Source organism: Kineosporiaceae bacterium SCSIO 59966, assembly GCA_020881835.1.
Lineage (GTDB): Bacteria > Actinomycetota > Actinomycetes > Actinomycetales > SCSIO-59966 > SCSIO-59966.
In genome coordinates, this window is the sequence record CP052876.1 from 1,308,647 (window position 1) to 1,332,644 (window position 23,998).

The window sequence follows — 23,998 nt, forward strand, 5'->3', positions numbered from 1 at the left end:
ATTGCATGATCACCGAGGGGTGCGGCGGTTACCGAGGGGTGGGGTCGGGGGCTGGGTCGAGGTCTGAGCGGCGGTCCGGTGCCGGGGCGGGCCGGCCGAGCAGGTAGCCCTGCACGCCCGGGCACCCGGCGACCTGAAGGGCGGCGAGCTGCTCGGACGTCTCCACGCCCTCGGCGATGACGTCGAGCCGCATCTCCTCGGCCAGTGCCAGGACCCCGCGGACGAGCTTCTCGGCGTCCCGGGCCTCGTCGCCGTCTCCGCCGAGCGCGCGGACGAACGAGCGGTCGATCTTCAGCTGGTCCACCGGCAGCCGCTGCAGCCAGGCCAGGGTCGAGTAGCCGGTGCCGAAGTCGTCGAGGGCCACGCGGACGCCGAGACGGCGGAGCTCGACGAGCCGGCCCTGGACGCGGGCCAGGTCGAACAGCGACCGGCTCTCGACCACCTCGACGTGCAGCCGCTCGGGGCGCAGTCCGTGCCGGGTCAGGGACGCCCGGACGGTCGGGAGCAGCCGGTCGTCGACCAGGGACGCCGCGCTGAGGTTGACGGCGACGTACGCGGGCGTCGGGCCCCCGGGGTCCCAGGCGGCGAGTGTCCGGCACGCCTCGTCGATGGCCCACATGTCGAGGTCGGCGACCAGGCCGACCTCCTCGGCGACCGGCAGGAACGCTCCTGGGAGGAGCTCCCCGAGCCGGGGGTGCCGCCAGCGCATCAGCGCCTCCACGCCCAGCAGGGGCATCCCCTCGTGGAGCCCGATGATGGGCTGCACGTGCAGGATCAGCTGTCCCTCGGCGGCGGCGCGGGCGATTTCCGCCTCGAGCCCGCCGGTGCCGGGGTGCACGAGCTGGGTGGCGCTGGCCAGGCCGACCTGGTTGCGGCCCCGGCGCTTGGCCTCCTGCATCGCGGCGTCGGCGGAGTGCAGCAGCAGGTCCCCCCGTCCGCCGGTGCCCTCGTGGACGGCCACGCCGACGCTGCACGTCACCGCCACGTCGCTGCCATCGACCCGGAACCCGGGCCCGAACGACTCGACGAGCCGGTGAGCGACCGCGACGGCGGACTCGTCGTCGACCAGGTCGGTGAGCAGGACGGCGAACTCGTCGCCGCTGAGCCGGCCGAGCAGGTCCGAGGGCCGCAGGCAGCCAGCGAGCCGGGCGGCGACCTGGCGCAGGACCTCGTCGCCGGCGGCGTGACCGAACCGGTCGTTGATCCGCTTGAACCCGTCGAGGTCGCAGAACAGTACGGCGGTCCTGCGGGCCGGGTCCGCGGTGAGCAGGGCGGTCTCCATCCGGCGGGTGAACAGCTCGCGGTTCGCCAGCCCGGTCAGCGTGTCGTGCGCGGCCTGGTGGCGCACCGTGCCGAGCAGCTGGGCGTTCTGCAGCGCAGTGGCGGCCTGGTCGGAGACCGCGGTGAGCCGGGCCGTGGTCTCGGCAGGATCGACCAGGGCGCCCTCCTCGGCCCAGGCCGACGTGATCACGCCGAGCAGCTCGTCGTGGACGACCAGCGGGGCGACCACGACGGTGCCGGTGCCGGTTTCCTGCAGCAGGCGGGTCAGCACCGGGGTCGTCTGTGACACCCGCAGCAGCACTGGTTGCTGGTTGGTGAGCATGTCGACGAGCTCCGGGGTGTCACCGGCGGGGAGCACGGTGTCGAACAGCGCCCGCTCCTCATCGGCGTCCAGTCCGTAGGACGCGATGCCCTGCAGCGCTCCAGCCTCGGCCGACCACAGCAGTACCGCGGCCTTCTGCGCGCCGGTGATGCGGGGCATCGCCTGGACGACGACGTCGGCGACCTCCTCGAGCTCACGGGCAGCGGCGAGCCGGCGAGCGAGGTCGAGCAGGGCGGCGGCCCGGCTGCCCTCTCGCCGGCTGGCGTCCAGGGCGGTGACCAGGTCGAGCGCCGCCGCGGCGTGCCGGGCGTACGCGGCGAGCACCTGTCCCTCGTCCTCCAGACCGCGGTGCCCCTCGGGGTACAGGGCGGCCAGCCGGCCGTGCCGGTGGCGGGTCGAGGCGACGTCGACGACGACGGCCCCTGGTCCCAGGTCGTCCCCGGCGAGCAGCCGGGCCGCCACCTCCTCCGCCTGCTCGGGACTCAGCCCCGCCGACTGCACCGTCGGCCGCTCGTGGCCGTGCGGGTACAGGGCCAGCACGTGAGCGGGGGCCAGCACGGCGGAGGCCGCCCGCTCGGTGATCCGGCGCAGGGTCGTCGGCAGGTCCTCGTCGCCGACGAGGTCGGCCGCGGTGGACTGGAGCGCGGTCAGCTGCCTGCGCAGTGCGTCGAGCTCCTGCTCGGCGGCCCGTTCGGCGTACCGGCGGCGGCGCCACGGCAACCGGGACCACGGCTGCCAGCGCACCTCGTAGACGCAGGCACCCGCTCCGTCCGCCTGGCAGTCATGGTGCTCGACCCGGGCCCGGGGCAGCCCGAACACCGCCGGGACCGCGGCCAGGAGCCCCTCGGCGAACAGGCAGTTGAGCCGGGAGGGCCGGTACCCGGGCCGCAGCCCGGAGGTCACGGTGACGCGGTCCTGCGCCGGTCGCGGGGTCTCCATCACCGACGTCGTGGTGAGCTTCGGCAGCACCCGTGGCAGCTGCCGGTACACCTCCTGCGGGGAGCCGAGCGAGCGCAGCAGCAGCACGAGCCCGGGGCTGATGCCGTGCTCGAGGGCGGTGGCCCCGACGTGGAACATGGTCCGCGGGTCCCCGACGACCGCGGTCGCCGCCTCGAACAGCCGGATCCGTTCGTCGTAGCCGAACCAGCCGGCGTCGTCCGCCCGCACGGCGAGGTCGTCCGGGAGCCCGGCGCGACGCAGCACCTCGGCGACCCCTTGCGGGCCGCGACGGTCCTGCACGTAGCGCAGGGTGAGACGGATCGTCGTCGCCGACGTCTCTCTCGTCCCGGGCCGGTCCGGTTCGATCGCCACACGCCACCTCCATCGGCCCTATCGACCGAGCAGCGGCGAACCTGAAGCCGCCCGTACCCTTGTGACGTGGCTATCAAGGACATCCGCTTGTTCGGCGACCCCGTGCTGCGTACCCCCGCGGCACCGGTGACGGACTTCGACAAGGAGCTGCGCACCCTGGTCAAGGATCTCGAGGAGACGATGCTCGACGCTCCGGGCGCCGGTCTCGCCGCGCCGCAGATCGGGGTGCTGCTGCGGGTGTTCACGTACTACGTCGACGGCGAGCTCGGCCACCTGGTCAACCCCGACCTCGACCTGTCCGAGGAGATGCAGGACGGCGAGGAGGGCTGTCTGTCCTTCCCCGGCATCTACGCCGACACCCCGCGCGCGCTGCGCGTCGTCGCCAAGGGCTGGAACATGCACGGCGAGCCGGTGACGATCGAGGGCAGCGAGCTCAAGGCCCGGGCCATCCAGCACGAGACCGACCACCTCGACGGGATCCTGTTCATCGACCGGATGGACCGTGCCCAGCGCAAGCTCGCGATGAAGGCGATCCGCGAGGCCCAGTGGGCGGGGGAGCCCGTGCCGCAGGTCCGGGTCAGTCCGCACTCGACGTTCGGCCGGGCGCTGTAGGTGCGTCTCGTCGTCGCCGGCACCCCGCAGGCCGCCGTCCCGTCCCTGCTCGCCCTGCTCGCCTCCCGGCACGAGGTCGTCGCGGTCCTCACCCGACCGGACGCACGCGCCGGCCGGGGGCGCCGGCAGGTCGCCAGCCCGGTCAAGCAGGTCGCGCTCGAGCACGGCGTCCCGGTGCTGCAGCCGCGCACCCTGCGCGACGACGAGGCCGTCGCCCGGCTGGCCGAGCTGTCCCCGGACGCCTGCCCGGTCGTCGGCTACGGGCTGCTCGTCCCGCCGGCCGCGCTCGCCGTCCCGCGCCTGGGCTGGGTGAACCTGCACTTCTCCCTGCTGCCGGCCTGGCGGGGCGCCGCGCCCGTCCAGCACGCGATCATGGCGGGGGACGACGTCACCGGGGCCACGACGTTCCTGCTCGACGAGGGCCTCGACACCGGGCCGGTGCTCGGCCGGCTCACCGAGACGGTCCGGCCCCGGGACACCGCCGGGGACCTGCTCGACCGCCTCGCGCAGGCCGGCGCCGGGCTGCTCGTCGCGACGCTGGACGCCCTCGAGGACGGCACCATCGTGCCCGAGCCGCAACCCGCGGACGACGTCAGCCTGGCACCGAAGATCACCGTCGAGGACGCGCGGGTGGACTGGACGCTGCCGGCCACCGCCGTCGACCGCCGGGTCCGTGGGTGCACCCCCGTCCCCGGGGCCTGGACGACGTTCCGCGGCGAGCGCCTCAAGCTCGCCCCCCTCACCCCCCTGCCCCCCACCCCCCTGCCCCCCACCCCCCTGCCCCCCACCCCTCTACCCCTCACCCGTGATCATGCAGTTCCGCCACCCTCGGACCCGGGGGCCCTCGCCCCCGGCGAGCTGCGGGCCGACCGGGACGCCGTCCTCGTGGGGACCGGGACCGGTCCGGTCGTCCTCGGCGACGTCCAGCCCGCCGGCAGACGGCCGATGCCGGCGGCGGACTGGGCCCGCGGGGTGCGCCCCGAGCCGGGGGAGCGGCTGACGTGACCGGCCCTGGCCAGGGCCCCGGCCAGCGTCGCGGTCAGCGCCCCGGCAACCGTCCCGGCGCCAGCCCGGCCCGCCGCTCGGTGCAGCGACCCGCCGAGCGCGCCAGGGGCACCGACCCGGCCCGCCGCGCCGCCTACGACGTGCTGCGGGCCGTGGCCGAGGACGACGCCTACGCCAACCTCGTGCTGCCGGCCACGCTCAGCCGGCGCCGGGTCCGCGGCCGGGACGCCGCGTTCGCCACCGAGCTGGCCTACGGCGCGCTGCGTGGCCAGGGCCTCTACGACGCCGTGCTGGCCCGCTGCGTCGACCGGCCGCTGGACCGCCTCGACCCGCCGGTGCTCGACGTGCTGCGCCTGGGTGCCCACCAGCTGCTCGGCATGCGGGTCCCCACGCACGCCGCCGTCAGCGAGTCCGTCGCCCTGGCCCGCTCCGCGGTCGGCGCGGGGGCCGGTGGCCTCGTCAACGCCGTCCTGCGCCGGGTCGCCGAGCAGGACCTCGACGCGTGGGTGGCGCAGGTCGCACCCGACCCGGCCACCGACCGGGTGGGCCACCTCGCCGTGGCGCACTCCCACCCCGCGTGGGTGGTCCGGGCGCTGCGGGAGTCCCTCGCCGTCCACGGCCGGGACGTCGCGGAGCTGCCCGACCTGCTCGCCGCCGACAACGCCCGCCCCGTCGTCACCCTCGCCGCCCGCCCCGGTCTGGCCAGCGTCGAGGACCTCGTCGCGCTCGGTGCCCGGCCCGGCCGGTGGTCCCCGCTGGCCGCCGTCCTCCCGGCCGGGGACCCCGGCGCGCTGGCGCCCGTCCGCCGCGGCGAGGCCCGGGTCCAGGACGAGGGCAGCCAGCTCGCCGCCCTCGCGCTGCTCGCCGCCGACGTCGACGGACGGGACGCCGCGTGGGCGGACCTGTGCGCCGGTCCCGGCGGCAAGGCGGCGCTGCTCGCCGCGCAGGGCGCCCGGCGCGGCGCCACCCTGACCGCCGTCGAGGTCGCCCCGCACCGGGCCCGGCTCGTCGAGCAGGCTCTGGCCGGCACCCCCGGCCGCTACGAGGTCCGCACCGGTGACGGCCGCGAGGTCGGCGCCGACGAGCCCGGCCGCTACGACCGGGTGCTCGTCGACGCCCCGTGCACCGGCCTGGGCGCGCTGCGGCGCCGGCCGGAGGCCCGCTGGCGCCGTCAGCCCTCCGACCTGGCCACCCTCGGCCCGCTGCAGCGGGCCCTGCTGACCAGCGCCCTGGACGCCGTCCGGCCGGGCGGGGTGGTCGCCTACGTCACCTGCACGCCGCACCCGGCCGAGACGGTCACGGTCCTGGACGACGTCCTGCGCGGCCGGGACGACGTCACCCCGGAGGACACCCCGGCCCTCGTCCGGCTCGCCGCCGGACGCGACGTCCCGGACCTCGGGAACGGGCCGTCGGCCCAGCTGTGGCCGCACCTGCACGGCACCGACGCGATGTTCGTCGCCGTCCTGCGCCGCCGGTAGGGTTCGCCGCCGTGGGCGTCCAGATCTCCCCGAGCATCCTGTCGGCCGACTTCGCCAACCTGGAGTCCGAGCTGGCCCGCGTCGCCGGAGCCGACTGGGCCCACGTCGACGTCATGGACGGGCACTTCGTGCCGAACCTCACCCTCGGCCTGCCGGTCGTCGAGCGCCTCGTGCAGGTGAGCCCGGTCCCGGTCGACGTCCACCTCATGATCGAGGAGCCGGACCGGTGGGCGCCCGGGTACGCCGAGGCCGGCGCCCAGAACGTCACCTTCCACGCCGAGTCGGCTGCCGCGCCGGTCCGGCTGGCCCGCGAGCTGCGCCGGGCCGGTGCCCGCGCCGGCCTGGCGCTCAAGCCCGCGACTCCGGTCGAGCCGTTCGTGGACCTGCTGCCCGAGGTCGACATGCTGCTCGTGATGACCGTCGAGCCGGGTTTCGGCGGCCAGCCCTTCCTCGACGTGTGCCTGCCGAAGGTCCGCCGCGCGCGCGAGGCCGTGCGCGCCGCCGGGCTCGACGTGTGGGTGCAGGTGGACGGCGGGATCTCCCCGGCCACGATCGAGCGAGCCGCCGAGGCCGGCGCCGACGTGTTCGTCGCCGGCAGTGCTGTGTACGGGGCACCGGACGCCGCCGCCGCGGTCGAGGAGCTGCGGGCGCTGGCCGCCGCTGCCTGCTGACCGTGGGCCGCTTACCCTTGCCCGTCGTGAAGACCTTCGACGACCTGTTCGCCGAGCTGGCCGACAAGGCGCAGCGGCGACCGGCCGGGTCGGGCACCGTCGCCGCGCTGGACGCCGGCGTGCACGCCATCGGCAAGAAGGTCGTCGAGGAGGCTGCCGAGGTGTGGATGGCCGCTGAGCACGAGAGCGCCGAGCGCACCGCCGAGGAGATCTCCCAGCTGCTGTACCACCTGCAGGTGCTCATGCTGGCCCGCGGGCTCAGCACCACCGACGTCTACCGCCACCTGTGAGGACCCAGCCCGTGCTCCGGATCGCCGTGCCCAACAAGGGATCCCTGTCCGAGGAGGCGGCCGGCATCCTGCGGGAGGCCGGCTACGCCGGCCGCCGCGACACCCGCGAGCTCGTCCTGCTCGACGCCGACAACGGCGTCGAGTTCTTCTTCCTGCGTCCGCGGGACATCGCCGTCTACGTGGGGTCGGGCACCCTGGACGTCGGCATCACCGGCCGGGACCTGCTGCTGGACTCCCGGGCGGACGCCGAGGAGGTCATGCCGCTGGCGTTCGGGGCCTCGACGTTCCGGTTCGCCGCCCGGCCGGGGACCGTGGAGTCCGTCGAGCAGATCGACGGTCACCGGGTGGCGACGAGCTACCCGGGCCTGCTCGAGGACCACCTGGAGCGGCTCGGGGTCGACGCCGAGGTCGTCCACCTCGACGGGGCCGTCGAGACCGCCGTCCAGCTCGGCGTCGCCGACGTCATCGCCGACGTCGTGTCGACCGGGACGACGCTGCGCACCGCCGGCCTGCAGGTGTTCGGCGACCCGATCCTGGAGTCCGAGGCGGTCCTGGTCCGGCGCCGGGACGCCGCCTCGACCCCCGAGCTGGACGTCCTCGTCCGCCGGCTGCAAGGGGTCCTCGTCGCCCGCCAGTACGTGATGCTCGACTACGACGTGCGCGTCGAGCTCGTGGAGCAGGCGTGCGCGATCACGCCCGGTCTGGAGTCCCCGACCGTGTCCCCGTTGCATGACCGTGAGTGGGTCGCGGTGCGGGCGATGGTGCCGAGGGCGCGGACGAACCAGGTGATGGACGAGCTGTACGAGATGGGCGCCCGCGCCATCCTCGTCACGACGATCCACGCATGCAGGATCTGATGGCCGAGGACCTGTACCGCCCGTTCCGCCCGTACCGGGCCCCACGCGTCGCCTACCCGGTGGGCGTGGCCTGGCTGGCGCTCATGCTCGTCCTGGCGCTGTTCCCGCCGGCGCCGCTCGGCTGGCTGGACCGGGTCGGCTTCGTCCTCGTCGGCGTCGTGGTGATGTGGTTCCTGCACCGCCAGGCCAGCGTGGCCGCCGTCCCCAGCCACGACGGCCTGCGGGTGCGCAACCTCTTCCTCACCCGGGAGCTGCGCTGGGCCGAGATCGTGTCGGTGCACTTCGGTGGCGGCGCGCCGTGGGCCACGCTCGACCTCGCCGACACCGACACGCTGTCGGTGATGGCGGTCCAGCGCGCGGACGGCGAGCGCAGCGTCGCCGAGGCCCGGCGGCTGGCGACCCTGGTCGCCCGGCACACCGCCACTGACCGCGACGACTGACCCGGCCCGAGGGACCGACGGCCAGCGGCCCCGTCGCGCCTGGAGAGCGGTCCTGCTCAGACGCGGTCGAAGACGCAGGTCGTGGCGCCGTCGTCGCGGATCCGCGCTGACGGCGGCAGCCTCGTGAACGCGTGGGCCTGCACCGCGTCCCCGGAGGAACCGGCGAGATTGAGCACCACGACGACGAAGACGGTGAGGACGAAGTCCGCCGGCACGAACAGCGCCAGGACGGGCAGCACCACGCCCCACAGCGTGACGGGTGCCAGGGCGACGGTGATCGCCTGCCTGCGGGTCAACAGGGCCGTGCTGCCGGTGGCGAGGTACGGCAGCCGCACCCGGACCGTCGGTTTCACCCCGGTGAGCAGCCGCAGCGCCAGTGCGTGAGTGAGCTCGTGCACCAGCATGTAGCCCAGGCATGCCGTGACGGTCACGGCCGCCGCGACGGCGGTGGACCAGCCGGTGTCCAGCGGCACGCCCAGGGCCAGGGCCGACACGACGAGCACCCCGGCGACGACGAGGAAGCCGCCCTGGATCAGGGCCGCCGTTCGACGATCTGCCCGGAGATCGAGGCTCGAGACCAACCGGTAGCCCGGCGGGGTGTCGGGCAGGTGCGTGTCGGTCGGCATGGTGACCATCGAGGGCTCCTCCATCAGGATTGCCCTCACCCTCCACGCCGGCGGGCTGCGCCGGCAGAGGACGAGGTCCTCCGGCACCCGTGACCGGCGTGCTCAGGCCTGCGGCCGGGCCCGCTCGGCCAGGGCGGCTGTGGCCTTGGCCGTTATGTGGCGGGGTTCTGTCGCCGCTTCGTGAGTTCCCTGATGATCGGGCGAATCGTCCCGTGGGTCGATCCCCAACTGACACAGCCTCGTTCGCACGCTTAGCGACTCCGGGCTGCGTAAAACCACTTCAGTCCTCGCTGTATAGTTCAGCGCATGCTGACCATTGCTTCTCGCCTGGACGTGATGAACCGGTTGGGCCGCGCGCTGGCCGACCCGACCAGGTCCCGGATCATCCTGACGCTGCTCGACCGGCCGGCCTACCCGGCAGAGCTGGCCCGCGATCTGGACCTCACACGCTCCAACGTGTCCAATCATCTGGCGTGCCTGCGCGACTGCGGCATCGTTGCTGCCGAACCCGAGGGCCGCAAGACGCGCTACGAGATCGCCGATCCCCACCTGACGCAGGCGCTGACCGCCCTGGTTGACGTCACCCTCGCGGTTGACGAGAACGCCCCGTGCATCGATCCTGCCTGCTCGGTGCACGGATGCGACGCAGCAGAGGCGGGCGCGTGATCCTGGCTGCGGTCCTGCAGGCAATCGGCCTGTTCATCGCGACCAACATCGACGACATCATCGTGCTCTCCTTGTTCTTCGCCCGCGGCGCGGGCCAACGCGGGACGACCACCCGCATCTTGGTCGGCCAGTACGTGGGGTTCGCCTGCATCCTCGGTGCCGCTGTGCTGGTGACTATCGGAGCCGGAGCATTCCTGCCCTCAGCAGCTATCCCGTACTTCGGGCTCATCCCCCTGGCCCTCGGTCTCTGGGCTGCATGGCAAGCCTGGCGCGGAGACGATGACGACGACGACGCCAAGGTCACGGGCACGAAGGTCAGCGCGTGGACCGTCGCAGGAGTCACCTTCGCCAACGGCGGAGACAACATCGGCGTCTATGTCCCCGTCTTCCTCAGCGTGGAACCCATCGCAGTGGTCGCCTACTGCCTCGTTTTCCTCGCGCTCGTCGCGGTCCTGGTCGTAGTCGCCAAGTTCGTTGCCACCCGGCCGCCGATCGCTGAAGTCCTCGAGCGCTGGGAACACATCCTGTTCCCCATCGTCCTGATCGGCCTCGGCATCGTCATCCTCGTCAGCGGAGGAGCGTTCGGTCTCTGACGGAGCCAAAGCGAACGAGAGAGGTCGCCAGGCTCGACGCTCCGGTATAGGGATCCCTGTGCGGGTTCATGCTGCGCAGCAGGAGAGTTTGGTGATGTCGGTGGTGAAGGTTTGGGCGGTGAGTTTGAGGCCTTCGGCCATGGTCAGGTAGGGGCTCCAGAGGTTGGCGACCTGGTCGGTGGTCATGCCGGCCTCGAGGATGTAGACGCCGGCGGCGGCGAGGTCACCGGCGTCCTGGGCGAGGGCGGTGATGCCGATGATGCGGCCGGTGTCGGCGTCGGTGACGATCTTGATGAGCCCGCGGGTGTCACGGTTGACGATGGCGCGCGGGACGTGCGCCAGGGGCAGGACGCGGCTGTCGCAGCGGATCCCGGCAGTGCGGGCCTGCTGATCGGTCATTCCGACGGAGGCCAGGGCGGGGCTGGTGAACACGACCCGGGGCAGGTGGCGGTAGTCGACCTCCCGGCCGGCTCCGGTGAGGGCGTTGTCGGCGACCAGGGCGCCGTGGGCCGCGGCGACGTACACGAACTGCGGGTGGGCGGTGACGTCACCCGCGGCCCAGATCCGCGGGTTCGTGGTGCGCAGGTGGCTGTCGATGATGACCTCGCCGCGCTTGCCGGCGCGCACGCCGATGGTGTCGAGGCCGAGCGTGCCGGTGACCGGGCGGCGGCCGGTGGCAACGAGGAGCTCGGCCGCGCGGAGCTCGTGTGAGCCGTCGGCGGTGGTGGCGGTGACCGTGACCTCGCCGGTGGCCGGGTCGCGGCGCACCGCGGTGGGCACCGCGCCGCGGATGATCTCGATGCCTTCGTCGGCGAGGATTTCTTCCAGGGCGGTGGCGGCCTCGGGTTCCTCGTGGGAGGCCAGCCGTGAGCGGACGAGCATGGTGACCTGGGCACCGAGGCGGGAGAAGAGCTGGGCCTGCTCCATGGCGACGTAGCCGCCGCCGATGACCAGCAGCGACTCCGGGACGTGGTCCAGCTCCATCGCGGTCGTCGAGGTCAGATAACCGGCCTCCTGCAGGCCGGGGACCGGCGGCGCCCAGGGCGTGGAGCCGGTAGCGATGAGGTGGTGCGCGGCCCGGACGGTTTCCGCCGTGCCGTCCGGGCCGGTCACGCGGAGTGCCGGCTCAGTCGGTGTGCCGACGAAGGTGGCCTCGCCGGGGTGGAGGGCCCACCCGTACTCGGCGGCCAGGGCCGCGTACTTCTCGCTGCGCAGCGATCCGACGAGCTTGTCCTTGCCGGCGACCATGGCGGGCATGTCGACCGGTGGGGCGTCGGGGAGTGGCAGACCGGGGAACCGGGCGGCGTCGAGTGTGACGTGGCGGGCCTCGGCGGCCGCGAGCAGGGCTTTGGAGGGCACACACCCGGTGTTCACGCAGGTACCGCCGATGGTGCCGCGCTCGATCATCACCACCCGCTTGCCCAGGGTGGTGGCGCGGATCGCGGCCGCGAACGCCGCCCCACCGGACCCGATCACTGCCAGGTCATACGACCTGCCCTTGTCCGTTGCCGTCATAAGTCCTCCCTTGTTGCCGCGCCTCAGGACCAGGATCGACCTTCCAGTGCACTGGAAGGTCAAGGCAGAATGAGTGGCATGCGGATCGGTGAGGTGGCTCAGGCGTCGGGCACGACAGCTAAGACCCTGCGGTACTACGAGGACGTCGGACTCCTCCCCGACCCCGACCGCAGCCCGGCGGGGTACCGGGACTACGGCCCCGAGGTGCTCGACCGGCTGCACTTCATCCGCCGGGGCCAAGCCGCCGGGCTGACCCTGGCCCAGATCGGCCAGGTGCTGGCCATCCGAGACCGGGGCCAGGCCCCCTGCCAGCACGTCACCGACCTGCTCGACACCCGCCTCGCGGTCATCGACCGGCAGCTCGCCGAGCTCGCGCAGCTACGCACCACGATCGCCATCCTGCGCGAGCACGCCACCACCGGCGACCCGGCCACATGCTCCCCCGAGGACGTCTGCCGCTACCTGTGACCCGCGAAGGTCACCGGCCCGTGGCACCATCGCGACATGGCCGATGACACCCAGCAACGATGCTCGTGCTGCGGCCGCCAGCGGCCACGAAGGTCGCTCCACGCACTCGGGAGCGAACCGGCCTACATCTGCCGAAGGTGCGCGCTCTGGGTCGCCCTTCACATCGCTCGCGACTGAACGACTCCGCCCGCAACGCGGGCACGCCGCCGGCCGCGGCGAACATCGTCGGATGGTGCGCGAAGGAACCAAAGGGCGCGAATGACGACCAATCATCACGCCGCCAGCGCGATCGCGGGCGCCCGTTGCCGCACTCCTCATCCGACGGTCTGAGCTCCACCGCCTGGCAGCGGTCCGAAGCCTGGAGAGGGCATCGGAGCCGGACGGGACCCCCTAACGCTCAGCCCTGATCCACCGCGTTGATTCGGCTGGGGTGACTTCGGTGGCCTGATGAGGTCGGTCGGTGTCGTGGGCGTGGCTGGTCCGCCGGCCTGCACCGGCTCTTCCACGTCGGGTTCCTCGAGTCGCGCCCTGCTGGGGCTGGATGGTCAGGTCGTTGCCAGGGTGGGTGGGCCGGTCGCGGCCGTCCACAGCGACTCCCATCCGGGTGCCCAGGGCCAGTCGGCGGGCATGTGGAGGTCGAGCCTGCGGGCGGTCGAGGCGATCCGGGCGGGGACGTCGATGATCTTCTTGCGCAGGCTGGCCCATCTGGCCTTGGCCATGTCTGCTGCGACGGCGGTCGCACGGGCCAGGTTGAACGCGATCACCGCCAGGGCGACCCAGGCGGCGTTCGCCGCGTATCGCCCGCTGGGCAGGTGGGCCAGCGCGTTGTCTTTGAGCTCGGCGATGACCTGCTCGACGATCGCGTGGTCGCGGTGACGTTCGTCGGCCTCGATGGTCGAGAACGTGCTGTTGGTGATGAAGGCGTGGTGGCGGTAGGTGGCGAACAGCTCACCCTGCTCGGTCCCATCGCAGGCGAACGGCTGGAGGCGTTTCACGCGGCGGACGATGAGCCGGCAGGTGACGTGCTCGCCCCTGCGGCGGGAGGTGAACGCGGTGAACGGGATCTCGGCGACCTCGGCGTGGGAGACCCACCGCTGCTCGGCCTCGTCGTAGATCGCGTCCGGGTAGGAGATCGGCTGCCACGCGTCGGCGGGGATGCTGGCGATCGCTGCGGTGACGGTCTTGGTCATCCGGGCGGTGACCGAGAACCACGCCTGGTGCCTGATCGCGGTGCCGACGAACGCCCACCCGTAGTAGGCCGAGTCCGCCCGGGCCAGGATCCGGCCCGCCACGCCAGCGGCGCGGGCGGTGGTGATGGCCTGGGCCAGCAGCCGCCCCGCGCCCTTGGCCGAGGCGGTGTTCCCCGACCGGAGCCTCGCGCCGGCGATCACCGGCGCGGCCAGCGGGGTCGAGACCGTGGCGAGCTGGATGTTCAGGCCACGCTGCTTGGTGTACCCGAACGCGGCGCCCTGCTTGGCGTAGCCGTGGACCTCCCGCACCGTGTCATCGACATCGACCGTGGCGATCCCGCCGGCGTCCGCGCCGGCCAGCAGGCCCGGGACCCGCACCGCCAGGCCCGCCACCAGGTTGGCGTTGACCTTGTCGAGCTGCTGGACGTGCCCGTGGGTGAACGACCGCAGGAACGTGCCCAGCGTGGACGGTGCGCGGACCCCACCGAACACCTTCATCATCCCACCGTGCCGCAGCAGGTCCATGTCATCGATGCAGTCCGCACCGGCCAGCATCCCGCCGACCACACACGCCGCCTTCACCGCCGCGTTCGGCGAAGGCACCGTCACCTCCTCCAGCAGGCCGTACAGGCCGGCGGTCTCGGCCAGCCGCAACGCAGGGACCAGGCCCGCCGACGACACCAGGTTCGGGTCATCGAAGACCGGCCGGATCATGTGAGAAGGTTTCACTTGCGAGGTGCTCCTCTTGAGCGGTTGGACGTAGACGTCGCAATCGACATCCTCCCAGCTCAAGAGGGCATTCTCGCCCTACGCCACGCTCACACCGCCGAACCCAGTCGGTGGATCAGGGCTCAGTGGTCCGCCCTCGCAGCGGTTGCGGTCGGTCCAGTTGTCCGTCCCGTAGGAGGAACCCGTTGCGGAGGCGGTGCAGGTCATCGGCGGAAACCCACGCCCGAATGTTCGCAAGACCGCCCGAGAAGGGTTGTCCGGTGACGGTGCGTCATATGGGACGGCCTGTCGTCCCGTAAACGAACGATTCCGCTACAGCGATGACGAGGGTGCGTTGCCCTGTCCAGGATGCTTGACGCTTCGCGGCTCTCAACCCACGGCGTTTGTAGCGGAACTCAGTGCCGGATTCTATGGCTCGATACTTCCAGTGCTGGATGAGTATCGCTACAGTCAGTACCGTGGGGCATCTGCTGGGTTATGCGCGTGTGTCGACGACTGATCAGGACGCTGCGCTGCAGGTCGATGCGCTGACTGCCGCGGGGTGTTACCGGGTCTTCGTCGACACGATCTCTGGCTCCCTGGATCACCGTCCCGAGCTGACGAAGCTGATGGACCAGTTGCGCCCGGGGGACACGCTGGTGGTGTGGCGGCTGGACCGGTTGGGTCGCTCGATCCGGCATCTTATCGACCAGCTGCAGATCTTGTCCGAGGAGGGCGTGGGGTTCCGCTCCTTGCAGGAGACGATCGACACGACCTCCTCGGGCGGGCGGCTGGTGTTCCACGTCTTCGCCGCGCTGGCCGAGTTCGAACGTGACCTGATCCGTGAGCGCACCAACGCAGGACTGGCCGCCGCCCGGGCCCGTGGCCGCAAAGGCGGGCGACCGCCCGCACTGTCGCCGGACCAGGTCAAGGCGGCCCGTCGGATGTATGAGCAGAATGAGATGACGGTGGCGAAGATCGGTGCGGTCCTGGGCGTCAGCCGCGCCACCATCTACCGCGCGCTCAACCGCCAAAGTGTCCCAGTGGTCGAACCACGACAGTCGAGAAGCGCCGTGTAGGTCATGGACGCGGCCGGGCGCTGGCAGATCCTCAGGCTTCACGTCGAGGACCAGATCCCGCTCGCCGCCCTGGCCCGGGACACCGGTGTCGGGCTGCGCACCCTGGAGCGCTGGCACGCCCGCTACCGCACCGAGGGGTACACGGGCCTCGGTACGCGAAGACGCGCTGATGCCGGCAGCCATCACCTGCCTGAGGTGTGGGGGTCTCGACGGACAGTGGCCCGATAGGGAGAATGTCTCCTGGAAGGGGAGGGCCGTTATGGCAAAGTACAGGAAGTTCACGCCTGAGTACCGCGAGGAGGCGGTGAAGCAGGTGGTGGAGTCGAGCAGGCCGATTGCGGAAGTCGCCCGGGATCTTGGTATCAATGCGGGGACGTTGGGTAACTGGGTCGCGAAGTACCGTGAACAGCATCCTGTGAGTGAGGAGTTGTCGGTGCCGGAGCGGGCGCGGCTACGCGAGCTGGAGAGGGAGGCCCGTGAGTTGCGGCTGGAAGTGGCCTTCCTAAAAAAAGCCGCGGCCTACTTCGCGAGGGAGGAGCAGTGAGCGAGCGTTACGCGTTCATTGCCGCGGAGCAGGACTACTACGCCTCCCAGGCTCGTGCCGGCGCACCGGTGGAGCAGCTGCCGCTGACCCGGATGTGCACCGTGTTGGAGGTGTCCCGCTCGGGCTACTACGACTGGTGCAAGGCCCTGCCCTCGGCGCGGGCGCTGCGCCGGGCCAAGGTCACCGAGCACGTGCACGCCGCGTTCGCTGCCGGCCGCGGCACGTACGGAGCGCGGCGGGTGCACGCGGTGCTGTCCCGCAGCGAGGACCCCGAGGTCGCCAGCGCCGGGCTGGACCTGGTCAGGGACATCATGCGCACCGAGAACCTGGTGGCCTGCCAGCCGCGGGCCTACCGGAGGACCACGGTGCGCGACGGCCAGGACCACGGCAGGGTCGCCGACCACCTGCGGCGGGACTTCACCGCCAAGGCGCCGGGGTGCAAGCTCGTCGGCGACATCAGCTTCGTGCGCACCTGGGAGGGCTGGCTATACCTGGCGACCGTGATCGACTGCTACTCCAAGGCCGTCGTCGGGTGGTCGATGGCCGAGCACATGCGCACCGACCTCATCTGTGACGCCCTGGATATGGCCGCCACAAACGTGACGTTCTCCGAGGGCGCGGTCTTTCACTCCGACCGGGGAAGCCAGTATACGAGCGAGCAGTTCGCGAAGCACTTGGATAGGCACGGCCTGACGCCGTCGATGGGCAGGACCGGGGTGTGCTGGGACAATGCCCTGGCGGAAAGCTTCTTCGGCGCCGCGAAGAACGAGCTGGTGTACCGCACTGTGTTCCCGACCCGGAAAAGGGCCCGCGCAGCTATTGCCGAGTACATCGAAGTGTTCTACAATCGTCGACGTCTTCACTCGGGTCTGGGCTACAAGACTCCGTCCGAGGTCGTCGACGAGTACAAGCAAAACCACTCAGCCGCCGCATGAAACAGCAAATGTCACCGTCCGCTTAAGATCCACCAGCCCAGAACACCGCCTTGGCGCTGCGCCAGGCGATCTGGCACAAGGCCGTCCTCTCCTGGCCGATGTGCGGCCTGCCCGATGTGCTCTACGTCGATCACGGCAGCGACTTCATCAGCAACCAACTCACCGGCACGGCCGTGGACCTGCATATCCGGCTCATCCACTCTGCTGTCGCTCGTCCTCAGGGTCGCGGCAAGGTGGAGAGGATCTTCGGGACCGTGAACACCGAGCTGCTGGCTGGTCTGCCTGGGTACATCGCCGAGGGCCACCCCTGGCCAACGCCAAAGCTGTCCCTGGCTGAGCTCGACGCTGCGCTGGAGGAGTTCGTGATCACCTACAACGACCGGACTCACAGCGAGCTCGGCACCTCCCCGCGCGCTGCCTGGATCGCCGATGGCTGGCTACCGCGCATGCCGGAGAGCCTGGAGGACCTCGACGGGCTGCTGCTCACCGTCGCCCAGACCAGGGTGGTGCGCCGCGATGGCATCCACTTCCAGGGCCTGCGCTACATCTCCCCGACCCTGGCTGGCTATGTCGGCCGGGCGGTCGTGATCCGTTACGACCCCAGGGACATCACCGAGATCCGCGTGTTCGACCACGAGGAGTTCGTCTGTAAGGCCATCAACCAGGACCACCACGACCAGAAGGTCAGCCTCAAGGAGGTCCAGGCCTCCCGCAACGCCCGGCGCCGGGCGTTGCGGGAGGGCATCAACGAGCGGATCGCCGTCGTGGCCACCCACACCACCGAAACGCCACCAGCGACCGAGGCGCCGCCACCGGCGCCACGGCGGAAGTTGAAGGTTTACAGAGAGGACCTAAGGTGAGTCAGCGCTTCATCGTGACCAAAGAACACCGCCGCTTCACCGAGTTCGCCGACGCCGTGCGGCGCGGGCACACCATCGGCCTGTGCTTTGGCCCAGCCGGCGTGGGCAAGACGCTCTCCGCGCGCCGCTACGCCCGCTGGGACAAGGTCCACGACCTGCTGACCTACTGGGGACCGCGCTCCGACAGTGACGCGCAGGTCTACGCTGCGCTGGCCAAGAGCCGCACCGTGCTCTACACCCCCAGCGTGCTGACCACGCCACGAGCCTTGAAGGACGAACTCGACCAGGTCATCACCCGCACCAACATCTGCATCGAGCAGCACCTCGCGCCGGCCGGGCAGGTCACGCCAGAGACGCGCGGATGGCGCCACAGCAGGAACTACGTGGAGCTGGTCATCGTCGATGAGTCCGAACGCCTCCGCCCCACCGCAATGGAACTGCTGCGCGATCGCTACGACCGAGAAAACCTTGCCCTCATCCTGATCGGCATGCCCGGTCTGGAGAAGCAGTTCAGCCACTATCCCCAGTTCTACAGCCGCGTCGGCTTCGCCCACCAGTACCGGCCCCTGGGCAAGGAGGAACTGCTCTTCGTCCTGCAACGGCATTGGCGCGCCCTCGGTAAGATCCTCGACCCAGAGGACTTCACCGACGCCCAAGCCATCGCCGCCATCGCCCGGATCACCCGAGGTAACTTCCGGCTTCTGGAACGACTCTCCCCCCAGATCGAGCGCGTCCTGAAGATCAACGAACTCGACACCATCACCAACGACGTCATCGAAGCCGCCGCCAGCACTCTCGTCATCGGCGTCAGTTGACCGGGGCCCGCCACATATCACCTACAGAACCCCGCCATTTAACGGCGCAAGCCACAGGCCACCGCCGCCGTGAAGCACTGTGCCGGCGGGTTCACCAGCCCCGCGCCGACCTGCCCGGTACCGGGCACCTTGCCGGCGATGCCGGTGTTGATCTGCGGCAGGATGCCGGTCCGCGCCACCGCGGTCACGTCGATCCCGACCGGGGTGCCGCGGAAGCCGAGGATCGGCACCTGGAAGGCGGGGTGCTCGGCGAGGGTGATGTCGTACATCCGCCGGGTGGTGGCGAGGGCGAAGTCCGCGTCGCCGCCCACGAACGCGGTGATCGCCGGGGCGGCGGCCATCGCGAACCCGCCGATGCCCGCGGTCTCGGTGATCGCCGAGTCGCCGATGTCGGGGTTGGCGTCCTCCTCGGTGTAGTCGCCGAGGAACAGCCCGTCGGGCACCTCCGCCGGGCCGGTGAACCACTGGTCGCCGGTGCCGGAGACCTGGATGCCGAACTCCGTGCCGTTGCGGGCCATCGCCACGACCAGCGTCGAGCCGGGCACATCCCGGCCGGCGTCCAGGGCCAGCTTGCAGGCGGGCATGACGAGGTTGAGGAAGAAGTGGTCGTTGCCGTTGCAGAACCGGACGACGTCCGCGACGTCGCCGGGGTCGGCGCCGAGCTCGAGGAGCTCGGGGACCAGCTCGCGGACCAGCATCATCGTGCCGGCCCGGTTGCGGTTGTGGCCCTCGTCGCCCATCTGCAGCATCTGGGCGATGATCGCCCGGACGTCGAGCGGCCCGGCGTCCGAGGCGGCCCGCCGCCGGACGGCCTGCTGCAGCAACGGCCCGAGCACGCCGGACATCCACCGCAGCCGCTCGGTGACCTCCTCGCCGTAGGCGCCGTAGCGCAGCACCTTGCCGAGGCCCTCGTTGAGGGAGCAGTAGGCGGTGCGCCCGCTGGCGGGGTCGGTCAGCTCGAACACCCACATGCCCGGACTGATGACGCCGGCCATCGGGCCGACCGCGGCGTGGTGGTGGCAGGGGTCCAGGACGACGTCGGTGCCGTCGGCGAGCCGGCCGGCGGACAGCTGGGCCTGCGCGTCCTCGGGGCTGTCGGCGAGGCCCTCGAAGAGCATCGCGCCGATGAGGGCGCCGCGCATCGGACCGCTGGCGGTGTCCCACGTCAGCGGGGGGCCGGCGTGGAAGAACGTGCCGCGCGGCAGCGGCAGCGCCTGGTCGGCGGGCAGCACGTCGGTGAGTACCGCGCCGGAGGCCAGCACGCGCTCGATCGCCGTCCGGTTCGCCTCCTCGACCCGGGGGTCGGTCAGGACGGCGCGCAGGGCGTCGGCGTCCGCGATCGGCGGCCGCCAGTCGACCCGGTCGGCGGTGACGGCCTGCGCCTCCAGGGCGTCGGCGAACAGGTCGACGCCGGTGGTGACGACCCGTTGCGGGCCGGCGAGCAGTGCCTCGACGGAGGGGGCGAGGGGGGACGGGGCGAGGGGGGACGGCGTGGTCATCGCTGGGCTCCAGAGGCGAGGTCGACCGCGAGCTCGGTGGCGGCGGCGTTGGACAGCAGGACGGCGGCGCCGGCGGCGGCGAGCGCCTCGGCCTGGGCGTCGCGACCCTGCGGGTCACCGGCGGTGCCGGTGAGGGACACCACGACGTCCAGCGCATGGCCGGCGGCCCGGGCGGAGGACAGCACGTCCCGGATCACCGGGGCGTGCTCGGCGGCCGGGTCGGCGTGGGCGCCGTGCCCGAGGACGACGTCGAGCAGCACGACCCGGACCCGCTCGTCCGCGGCCGTCTCGCGCAGCGCCTCCAGCCGCAGCGACGGGTCGATCATCGGGTGCGCCCGCCCCTGGGTGAGGGCGTCGTCGCCGAGGTCGACCATGGCGTGCCCGGCCCCGCGCAGGGCGGCCGCCAGCGCGGAGGGGCCGTCCACCGCGAGCGCCGGCCACCCCGCCAGCGGGATGTTCGAGGCGATCGGTCCGAGCCGGCGGCCGGCGACGGCCATCGCCTCGTCGCACAGCGTCCCGCCGGCGAACAGGCCACGCACCAGGCCCTCGGCGCGGTCGGCCGTGGCGCGGTCGACGTCGCCCCACGTCGGCCACGTCGGCACCTGACGGCCAAGAGCCGCGCAGACCCGTTCGGCGGCCGCGGTGAGATGGGGCTGGTCGGCGCCCAGGGTGGCCCACTCGACGCGCAGACCGAGGTCGGCGGCGACGTCCTCGAGGCGGCCGACGACCTGCGGGTCGGCCGGTTTGGAGACCAGGACGACCATCTCGGTGGCCTCGTCGGCGGCGAGCACCCGCAGGGCCTGCTCGGCGCCGAGCCCACCGACCTCGGCGCCGAGGTCGCGCCCGCCCAGCCCCAGACAGTGCCGGACGCCGATCCCGGCGGCGTCCAGCAGCGCCATCAGGTGCTGGGCACCGGTGCCGCTGGCGGCGACGAGGGACACCGGGCCGGGGCGTACGACGTTGGCGAACCCGAGGCCGACCCCGCCGACGACGGCCGTGCCGCAGTCGGGGCCCATGACGAGCACGCCGCGCCGCGCGGCCTCCCGCTTGAGCAGCACCTCGTCGGCGACCGGGACGTTGTCGCTGAACACCATGACCGACGAGCCGGCGCGCACGGCGTCGAGCGCCTCGACGGTCGCGTGCCGGCCGGGGACGGAGACCACGGCGACGGGTGCCGGCTGCCGGGCCAGGGCGATCCCGGTCGTACGGGCAGGTTCGGCCGCAGCGCCGGTGGGGCCGGCCTCCTTGGTCGACAGGGCGTCGGCGAGGACGGCGAGCGCGGCCTGCACGGCGGCGTCCGGGTCCTCGGCGTCGTCGGCGACCCGGACGGCGACGACGAGGTCCTCCGGGGCGCTCGGCGGGACCTCGAAGCCCATCCCGGTGAGCACGTCGAGGTTGAGCTCGGTGGCCATCGCCACCTGGGCGGCGGCGATGCCCTCGACGGCGGCCACGGTCCGGCTGACCGACAGCAGGGTCACCGAGTCGTGGTACTGGCCCTTGCGGACCTCGACGTGCTGCTTCATGCGCTTCTCCTCAGCGAGGCGGACAGGTCCTGGGGCGGCCGGGGGCGGGTGCGCCGGACGGCCGCGGCGACGGTGGCGACCAGGCCGGTGGCCAGATCGGTGCCGGACGTCGACCCCACCGCCAGCAGGCGGCGCACGGCCGGTTCCACCGGGGCGGCACCGAGCAGGGCCCGCAGCGCGCCGACGACCGGCGGGACGGCACGGCCGGCGGCCGCCTCGGCGAGCAGCCCCATCGACACCGGCGTGGTACGTCCGGTGGCGGCGCGCAGGACGGCGTCGGCGGTGCGGTCCAGGCGGGGAGCACCGACCGCGCGGCCGGCGAGCAGGACGGCGGCCGCGACGTCGTCCCCCGACGGGGTCGAGCCGGGACCCAGGCCGATCACCCGGGTCAGCGCGGTGACGGCGCCGGTGACGTCCCCGGCCAGGACGGCCTCGGCCGCGGGCGCTGCGGCCAGCAGGGCCCGGGAGCGGGCGTCGTCGGGCCCACCGAGGACCGGCAGCTCGCCGAGCAGTGCGGCGGCGACGCGGGCCGAGGCCCGGTCGGGGGTGCCGGTCGGCAGTCGCGGCGGTGTCCACCACCTGCGGACGGCGAGCACCCCCGCCGGGGTGCGCAGGCCGCCGCCGCCGACGGTCACCTCGTCGCCGACGGCGACGAGGTCGGCCGGGGTCAGGCCGGCGCGCAGCACGACGGCGCACGGCGGGACGACGGCGTCCGGGGTGGCGATCACGAGCACTCGGTCCGGTCGGCCGGCTGCGGCGGGTGGGGCGAGGAGGTAGGCGGCCCAGCGACCGGTGACGGCGACACGGGCCGGCAGGGGAGGGCCGTCGAGCAGTGGGGCGAGCGGGGCGGCCGCGGCCACCGGCAGCGCTGCGGGCACGCCGTCCTCCTCCTGCGGTCGCCGGGCGTCCTCGGTCCTCGGCCCTCGAGCCGGTCGGCGTCCGACGCTACGGGCTGCGGCTACCCTGCCGGGATGGCCGAAGTTGCCAACGAACTGGCCTCGACTCGTCCGACTCTGCCGAGCCCCGGTCGTCCGACCCTGCCGAGCGTCCGGGAGACCGGGCTCGGCCTGTCCGTGCGGCGGGTGCTGAACACCGACGTGCTGGCCGGTACCGAGGTGCTGGCCGGCGCCGACGGCCTGGACCGGGTGGTGACCCGGCTCAACGTCATGGAGGTGCCCGACATCGCCCGGTGGGTGCGCGCGGGGGAGCTGCTGCTCACCACCGGCTACCCGCTGCGGGAGGAGCCCGAGCGGCTCGCCGGTCTGGTGGTCGAGCTCGACGCGGCCGGGGTGAGCGCCCTGGGGATCAAGCTGGGTCGCTACCTGGAGCACCTGCCCGAGTCCGTCGTCGAGGTCGCCGACCGGCTCGGCCTGCCCGTGCTGGCCCTGCCCGAGCACGTGTCGTTCGACGACGTTCTCACCGAGGTGCTCAGCGACCTCGTCAACCGGCAGGCACGCACGCTGGCCCGCGCCGAGGAGGTGCACCGGCACCTGGTCGGGATCGTCCTGGGCGGCGGCGGCCTGCCCGAGCTCGCCGCCGGCACCGCCGACGCCCTCGGGGTCACCGTGCTCGTCACCGCCCCCGACGGCCGCCCGGTCGCCTCCGCCGGCGACCCCGGCGAGCTGGCCGCCGAGCCCTGCGCCCGCCTGCTCGACGCGGCCGGGCGGCTGCGGGTGGAGGACCCCGGCTGCGCGCTGGGGCTGCACGAGCACCCCGACGGCGGCGGGCACGCCGTCGTCACCGTCGCCGCCGGCAGCCTGGACCACGGCCGGATCGCCGCGTTCTCCCGGCACCGCCGCCTCGGCGAGGACGACCTGCAGGCGCTGGAGCGAGCCGCGACGGCGGCCGCGCTCGTCGTCACCCGAGAGCTGGCGGTCGCCGCAGTGGAGGGCAAGTACCGCTCGGACTTCCTGCGGGACGTGCTGCTCGGCCGCTCCGGCGACCCGGCGCTCGCCGCCCGGCACGCCGCCGGGCTCGGGTGGGACCTCGACCGGCCGCTCGTCGTCCTCGTGCTCGAACCCGACGACGACCCCCGGGACACCCGCGGCCCGGGCACGTCCACCGCGCTGCGCCCGCTCGTCGAGCGGCAGGCGACCGCGCTCGGCATCGCCGTCGGCGCCCGGGACCCGGGCGCGGCGACGGCCGCGTTCAGCACCGAGGCGGTCGCCCTGATCGGGGTGCCGTCCGACGGTGACGTGCCCCGCGCCGTCCGTGAGCTCGTCGCCGCCATCCGCGGGGAGGGTGGGGGAGGCCGGCGGTCCTTCTCCCTGGGGGTGAGCCGGGTGTGCACCGGGCTGGCCGAGGTGCCGGCCGGGTACGAGCAGGCGCGCACCGCCGTCCGGGTCGGTCGCCAGGTGGACGGCGCCGGCACCGTCAGCCACTTCGACTCCCTCGGCGTCTACCGGCTGCTCAGCCTGGTGCCGGACGGAGCGGAGCTGCGGTCGTTCGCGACCGAGACGCTGCGGGAGCTCGCCGGCCCCGGCGCCGAGCAGGAGGACCTGCGTCGCACGCTCGAGGTGCTGCTGGAGACCAACCTCAACGTCGCCGAGACGGCTCGGCGACTGCACTTCCACTACAACACCCTGCGCTACCGGATCACGAAGCTCGAGCGGATCCTCGGACCGTTCACCACCGACGCCAACCTGCGCCTCGACGTCGCCCTCGCCCTGCGCGTCGTCGCGATGCGGGGGCTGTGACCCTGCCGGTGAGA

At 72.8% G+C, this 23,998-nt stretch carries 21 protein-coding genes and 2 pseudogenes; 16 read left to right on the plus strand and 7 right to left on the minus strand.

Annotated features, from left to right (window positions below; all coding sequences use genetic code 11):
* Positions 1-28 precede the first annotated feature (28 nt).
* Positions 29-2,914 carry an EAL domain-containing protein gene (locus HJG43_06205; GenBank protein ID UER54200.1) on the minus strand — a complete coding sequence of 962 codons (2,886 nt, stop codon included), beginning with the start codon at positions 2,912-2,914 and terminating at the stop codon, positions 29-31.
* Positions 2,915-2,980: 66 nt separating this feature from the next.
* Between HJG43_06205 and def the strand changes: the two genes are divergently transcribed.
* From def to HJG43_06240, 7 genes are read left to right on the plus strand one after another with little or no spacing between them, the layout of a single operon-like run.
* Entirely contained in the window at positions 2,981-3,526 is a 546-nt protein-coding gene (gene def, locus HJG43_06210; GenBank protein UER54201.1) for a peptide deformylase, read from the plus strand.
* Positions 3,527-4,531, plus strand: a complete 1,005-nt coding sequence (locus tag HJG43_06215; protein ID UER54202.1) for a methionyl-tRNA formyltransferase — start codon at positions 3,527-3,529, stop codon at positions 4,529-4,531.
* On the plus strand, positions 4,486-6,009 hold the full coding sequence (locus HJG43_06220; GenBank protein ID UER55768.1) for an rRNA small subunit methyltransferase B: 1,524 nt from the start codon (positions 4,486-4,488) through the stop codon (positions 6,007-6,009). Before HJG43_06215 ends, HJG43_06220 begins: the two co-directional genes overlap by 46 nt.
* Before the next feature lie 11 nt (positions 6,010-6,020).
* Complete coding sequence (rpe, locus tag HJG43_06225) at positions 6,021-6,680, plus strand: ribulose-phosphate 3-epimerase (protein ID UER54203.1); 660 nt, start codon at positions 6,021-6,023, stop codon at positions 6,678-6,680.
* Between the two features lie 26 nt (positions 6,681-6,706).
* Positions 6,707-6,970 (plus strand): phosphoribosyl-ATP diphosphatase, encoded by a 264-nt coding sequence (locus HJG43_06230; GenBank protein ID UER54204.1) that lies wholly within the window; start codon positions 6,707-6,709, stop codon positions 6,968-6,970.
* Between the two features lie 11 nt (positions 6,971-6,981).
* Entirely contained in the window at positions 6,982-7,827 is an 846-nt protein-coding gene (locus HJG43_06235; protein UER54205.1) for an ATP phosphoribosyltransferase, read from the plus strand.
* Positions 7,827-8,267, plus strand: a complete 441-nt coding sequence (locus HJG43_06240) for a PH domain-containing protein (protein UER55769.1) — start codon at positions 7,827-7,829, stop codon at positions 8,265-8,267. The genes HJG43_06235 and HJG43_06240 overlap by 1 nt, the downstream gene beginning before the upstream one ends.
* 56 nt (positions 8,268-8,323) lie before the next feature.
* Here the strand turns inward: HJG43_06240 and HJG43_06245 are convergent, their stop codons facing one another.
* Entirely contained in the window at positions 8,324-8,902 is a 579-nt protein-coding gene (locus tag HJG43_06245; protein ID UER54206.1) for a DUF3267 domain-containing protein, read from the minus strand.
* A 297-nt stretch (positions 8,903-9,199) separates the two neighbouring features.
* Here HJG43_06245 and HJG43_06250 point away from each other — a divergent pair, with 297 nt between their 5' ends.
* Both HJG43_06250 and HJG43_06255 read left to right on the plus strand, forming a co-directional pair.
* Positions 9,200-9,559 carry a winged helix-turn-helix transcriptional regulator gene (locus HJG43_06250; GenBank protein ID UER54207.1) on the plus strand — a complete coding sequence of 120 codons (360 nt, stop codon included), beginning with the start codon at positions 9,200-9,202 and terminating at the stop codon, positions 9,557-9,559.
* Entirely contained in the window at positions 9,556-10,152 is a 597-nt protein-coding gene (locus tag HJG43_06255) for a cadmium transporter (GenBank protein UER54208.1), read from the plus strand. The genes HJG43_06250 and HJG43_06255 overlap by 4 nt, the downstream gene beginning before the upstream one ends.
* A gap of 66 nt (positions 10,153-10,218) precedes the next feature.
* Here HJG43_06255 and merA read toward each other — a convergent pair whose 3' ends face one another.
* A complete protein-coding gene (gene merA, locus HJG43_06260) occupies positions 10,219-11,667 on the minus strand; it encodes a mercury(II) reductase (GenBank protein UER54209.1) in 1,449 nt (482 codons plus the stop codon).
* Positions 11,668-11,745: 78 nt separating this feature from the next.
* On the opposite strand from merA, the gene HJG43_06265 reads away from it, so the two are divergent.
* A complete protein-coding gene (locus tag HJG43_06265; protein ID UER54210.1) occupies positions 11,746-12,135 on the plus strand; it encodes a heavy metal-responsive transcriptional regulator in 390 nt (129 codons plus the stop codon).
* 545 nt (positions 12,136-12,680) lie between these two features.
* Here the strand turns inward: HJG43_06265 and HJG43_06270 are convergent.
* A complete protein-coding gene (locus tag HJG43_06270; protein ID UER55770.1) occupies positions 12,681-14,039 on the minus strand; it encodes an IS1380 family transposase in 1,359 nt (452 codons plus the stop codon).
* A 449-nt stretch (positions 14,040-14,488) separates the two neighbouring features.
* Between HJG43_06270 and HJG43_06275 the strand changes: the two genes are divergently transcribed.
* From HJG43_06275 to HJG43_06295, 5 genes and pseudogenes are all read left to right on the plus strand, one after another.
* Entirely contained in the window at positions 14,489-15,112 is a 624-nt protein-coding gene (locus HJG43_06275; protein ID UER54211.1) for a recombinase family protein, read from the plus strand.
* A 3-nt stretch (positions 15,113-15,115) separates the two neighbouring features.
* A pseudogene (locus HJG43_06280) lies at positions 15,116-15,304 on the plus strand (helix-turn-helix domain-containing protein).
* Between the two features lie 67 nt (positions 15,305-15,371).
* Positions 15,372-16,591, plus strand: a protein-coding gene (locus HJG43_06285) for an IS3 family transposase (protein UER54212.1) whose coding sequence is annotated in 2 segments (ribosomal slippage) — positions 15,372-15,615 and positions 15,615-16,591 — 1,221 coding nt in all. Because the reading frame shifts where the segments join, the coding sequence is not laid out codon by codon here.
* Positions 16,592-16,632: 41 nt separating this feature from the next.
* Positions 16,633-17,451 (plus strand): annotated as a pseudogene (locus HJG43_06290) (DDE-type integrase/transposase/recombinase).
* Positions 17,448-18,266, plus strand: coding sequence for an AAA family ATPase (locus tag HJG43_06295; GenBank protein UER54213.1), 819 nt, complete (start codon positions 17,448-17,450; stop codon positions 18,264-18,266). Before HJG43_06290 ends, HJG43_06295 begins: the two are co-directional and overlap by 4 nt.
* Before the next feature lie 38 nt (positions 18,267-18,304).
* Here HJG43_06295 and HJG43_06300 read toward each other — a convergent pair whose 3' ends face one another.
* Genes HJG43_06300 through HJG43_06310 form a run of 3 tightly spaced genes read right to left on the minus strand, consistent with a single transcriptional unit; the run spans position 18,305 to position 22,166 of the window.
* Positions 18,305-19,765 (minus strand): DUF1116 domain-containing protein, encoded by a 1,461-nt coding sequence (locus tag HJG43_06300; GenBank protein UER54214.1) that lies wholly within the window; start codon positions 19,763-19,765, stop codon positions 18,305-18,307.
* The gene (locus HJG43_06305; protein ID UER54215.1) at positions 19,762-21,288 is read right to left on the minus strand and encodes an FdrA family protein; all 1,527 of its coding nucleotides are present in this window, start codon (positions 21,286-21,288) and stop codon (positions 19,762-19,764) included. Before HJG43_06305 ends, HJG43_06300 begins: the two co-directional genes overlap by 4 nt.
* Positions 21,285-22,166 carry a DUF2877 domain-containing protein gene (locus HJG43_06310; GenBank protein ID UER54216.1) on the minus strand — a complete coding sequence of 294 codons (882 nt, stop codon included), beginning with the start codon at positions 22,164-22,166 and terminating at the stop codon, positions 21,285-21,287. Before HJG43_06310 ends, HJG43_06305 begins: the two co-directional genes overlap by 4 nt.
* A 93-nt stretch (positions 22,167-22,259) precedes the next feature.
* Between HJG43_06310 and HJG43_06315 the strand changes: the two genes are divergently transcribed.
* Positions 22,260-23,984, plus strand: a complete 1,725-nt coding sequence (locus HJG43_06315) for a PucR family transcriptional regulator (GenBank protein UER54217.1) — start codon at positions 22,260-22,262, stop codon at positions 23,982-23,984.
* The last annotated feature ends 14 nt before the right edge of the window (positions 23,985-23,998 follow it).

Excerpts from the sequence above, each read along its gene's own strand:
- HJG43_06240 (UER55769.1), top strand. The coding sequence starts at position 7,827 with ATGGCCGAGGACCTGTACCGCCCGTTCCGCCCGTACCGGGCCCCACGC.
- HJG43_06245 (UER54206.1), bottom strand. The coding sequence starts at position 8,902 with ATGGTCACCATGCCGACCGACACGCACCTGCCCGACACCCCGCCGGGC.
- HJG43_06250 (UER54207.1), top strand. The coding sequence starts at position 9,200 with ATGCTGACCATTGCTTCTCGCCTGGACGTGATGAACCGGTTGGGCCGC.
- merA (UER54209.1), bottom strand. The coding sequence starts at position 11,667 with ATGACGGCAACGGACAAGGGCAGGTCGTATGACCTGGCAGTGATCGGG.
- HJG43_06265 (UER54210.1), top strand. The coding sequence starts at position 11,746 with ATGCGGATCGGTGAGGTGGCTCAGGCGTCGGGCACGACAGCTAAGACC.
- HJG43_06270 (UER55770.1), bottom strand. The coding sequence starts at position 14,039 with ATGATCCGGCCGGTCTTCGATGACCCGAACCTGGTGTCGTCGGCGGGC.
- HJG43_06275 (UER54211.1), top strand. The coding sequence starts at position 14,489 with ATGAGTATCGCTACAGTCAGTACCGTGGGGCATCTGCTGGGTTATGCG.
- HJG43_06300 (UER54214.1), bottom strand. The coding sequence starts at position 19,765 with ATGACCACGCCGTCCCCCCTCGCCCCGTCCCCCCTCGCCCCCTCCGTC.
- HJG43_06305 (UER54215.1), bottom strand. The coding sequence starts at position 21,288 with ATGAAGCAGCACGTCGAGGTCCGCAAGGGCCAGTACCACGACTCGGTG.
- HJG43_06315 (UER54217.1), top strand. The coding sequence starts at position 22,260 with ATGGCCGAAGTTGCCAACGAACTGGCCTCGACTCGTCCGACTCTGCCG.